Raw genomic sequence first — 2,937 nt, 5'->3', positions numbered from 1 at the left:
GCGCGCGCCTCCGCGGCGACCGGCGTGCCCACATGGGGTGTACGGGGTGTGCCGGGCGGTCGGCGCTGTCACAATGCCCAGGTGCCCGATTCTCGCCTGCCAGACCCGCTCACGTCCGAGTCGTCGGAGGGTGGGTCCCCCGGGTCCGACACCGCCGGACCCACCATCCCGTCCCCGGTGACCGGCGACCCGCTCTCTTCCTCCGCCGTCTACGTCGCGGCGCCGGAGGGCGACACCGGGAAGTCGACCGTCGCCCTGGGGCTGCTGCGCATCCTCGCCGGGACCGTGCAGCGGGTGGGGCTGTTCCGCCCGGTCACCGTGGTGCCGCGGGCCACGGACCCGGGGCCCGGGCGCGACCGCATCGTGGAGATGCTGCTGCAGCACACGACCGTCGACCTGGCGTACGAGGACTGCATCGGCGTGACCAACGTGCGCGTCCACGAGGACAGGGACGCGGCGCTGACGGAGATCGTGGACAGGTATCACGCCGTGGCCCGGCAGTGCGACGTGGTGGTGATCCTCGGGACCGACTACACGGGGGTGCCCAGCCCCACCGAGTTCGACTTCAACGCGACCGTCGCCGTCAACCTCGGCGCCCCCGTCCTCCTGGTGATCCGCGGCGCCGACCGCACACCCGAGGAGATCGGCACCAACGCCCGGCTCACGCTGGAGGAGCTGTACCTCGAGCACGCCCACCCGGTGGGGATCGTGGTCAACCGGTGCCAGCCCGACGCGCTGGAGGCGATCCAGGGCGAGCTCGCCCACCTCGACCTCCCGGTGTGGACCCTGCCCAGCCAGGCCCTGCTCACCGCGCCCACCATGGGTGAGCTCAAGGACGCGGTCGACGGCACCCTGTACTCCGGCGACCCCGCCCTGCTGGACCGCGAGGTCATGGCCGTGATGGTCGGCGGGATGACCGGCGACAGGATCCTGGAGCGGCTGGTCGACGGGATGGTGGTGATCGTCCCCGCCGACCGCACCGACGCCGTGCTCGCGATCCTCACCGCGCACGCCGCGGAGGGCTTCCCCTCGCTGGCCGGGATGATCTGGAACGGCGGCCTCATGCCGAACCCGGCGATGGACCGGCTGGTCCACGGGATGCGCTCCACGCTGCCCATCATCTGCACCGACCACGGCACCTACGACACCGCACGCGTGGCCGCCGACACCCGCGGCCGCGTCTACTCCGGCTCCGGGCGCAAGGTCGAGACCGCGCTCAGCCTCATGGAGAAGCACGTCGACACCGAGGAGCTCCTCGCCCGGCTGCGGGTGGACACCCCCGACGTCATGACGCCGCAGATGTTCGAGCACCAACTCCTCGAGCGCGCCCGCGCGGACAAGCGGCACATCGTCCTCCCCGAGGGCGACGACGACCGCATCCTCCACGCCGCCGGCCGGCTGCTGCGCCGGGACGTGGCCGACCTGACGATCCTCGGCGATCCCGACGCGGTGCGCCGCCGCGCCGACGAGCTGGGGATCGACCTGTCCGGCGCGGAGATCCTCGACCCGCGGACCAGCGAGCACGCCGAGCGGTTCGCCGTGGAGTACGCCGAGCTGCGCAAGCACAAGGGCATGACCCTGGACGTGGCGCGTGACCGCATCCTCGACATCTCCTACTTCGCCACGATGATGGTGTACACCGGCCTCGCGGACGGCATGGTCTCGGGCGCCGCGCACACCACCGCGCACACCGTCCGGCCGGCGCTGGAGATCATCCGGACCCGGCCCGACGTGGAGACCGTCTCCAGCGTGTTCCTCATGTGCCTGTCGGACCACGTCCTGGCGTTCGGCGACTGCGCGGTCGTGCCCGACCCCACCGCCGAGCAGCTCGCCGACATCGCCCTCTCCTCGGCGGAGACGGCCTCCCGGTTCGGGGTGGAGCCGCGGGTGGCCCTGCTGTCGTACTCCACCGGCGACTCGGGCACCGGGGCGGACGTGGACAAGGTGCGGGAGGCCACCGCGATCGTGCGGTCGCGGATCGCGGAGGCCGCCCCGGGTGATCCGGTGGCGGACCTGGTGGTGGACGGGCCCCTGCAGTTCGACGCGGCCGTCGACCCCACCGTGGCACGCCAGAAGATGCCCGACTCGCCCGTCGCGGGGCGCGCCACCGTGCTGGTGTTCCCCGACCTCAACACCGGCAACAACACCTACAAGGCCGTGCAACGCACCGCCGGGGCCGTGGCGATCGGCCCGGTTCTGCAGGGACTGCGCAAGCCCATCAACGACCTCTCGCGCGGTGCGCTGGTGGAGGACATCGTCAACACCGTCGCCATCACGGCCGTCCAGGCGCAGGGTGTCGCAGCCGCCGCCGGGGAGGGCCGGTCATGACCCGCGTGCTCGTCATCAACTCCGGGTCCTCCTCGCTCAAGCTGCAGATCATCGACACCGGGGCCGCCGCCGGGGCCGAGCTGGCGTGGGCGCTGGTCGAGCGAATCGGGGAGCCCGTCGGCACGCTCACAGTGCGCCGCAGCGCCCTGACCGGGTCCCCGGCAGAGGAGCGCACCGTCCAGGCCGGGTTCGCGGACCACTCGGCCGCTCTCGCCCGCGTCCTCGAGCTGGCGGGCGAGCTCCGGGTGCACCCCACCGACCTGGGTGTCGAGGCGATCGGCCACCGGGTCGTCCACGGCGGGCCGGCCTTCCACTCGCCGGTCGAGGTCACCCCCGCGGTGGAGGCGGACATCGAGAAGCTCGAACTGCTGGCCCCCCTCCACAACCCCGCCAACCTGCGCGGGATCCGCGTGGCCCGCCAGTTGCTGCCCGGCCTGCCCCACGTCGCGGTGTTCGACACGGGCTTCTTCCACACGCTGCCCGCCGCCGCGCACACCTACGCGATCGACCGCGAGGTGGCCCGCAAGTGGGACCTGCGCCGGTACGGGTTCCACGGCACCAGCCATGAGTTCGTCTCCCGCCGCACCGCCGACCTCCTGGGCAGGCCCT

Annotated in this window: 1 protein-coding gene and 1 pseudogene; both read left to right on the top strand. The window is 72.8% G+C overall.

Going from position 1 to position 2,937, the window contains the following annotated elements; translation table 11 throughout:
* The first annotated feature begins 165 nt into the window (after positions 1–165).
* On the top strand, positions 166–2,328 hold the full coding sequence (pta, locus tag B4M60_RS00890) for a phosphate acetyltransferase (RefSeq protein ID WP_414646697.1): 2,163 nt from the start codon (positions 166–168) through the stop codon (positions 2,326–2,328).
* A pseudogene (locus B4M60_RS00885) lies at positions 2,325–2,937 on the top strand (acetate kinase); the annotation flags it as partial. The gene pta and the pseudogene B4M60_RS00885, both read left to right, overlap by 4 nt.

The organism is Dietzia sp. UBA5065 (genome assembly GCA_002415925.1).
GTDB lineage: Bacteria > Actinomycetota > Actinomycetes > Mycobacteriales > Mycobacteriaceae > Dietzia.
The sequence above is the reverse complement of the archived record's forward strand: the minus strand, read 5'-3'. Positions and strand labels throughout refer to the sequence as shown.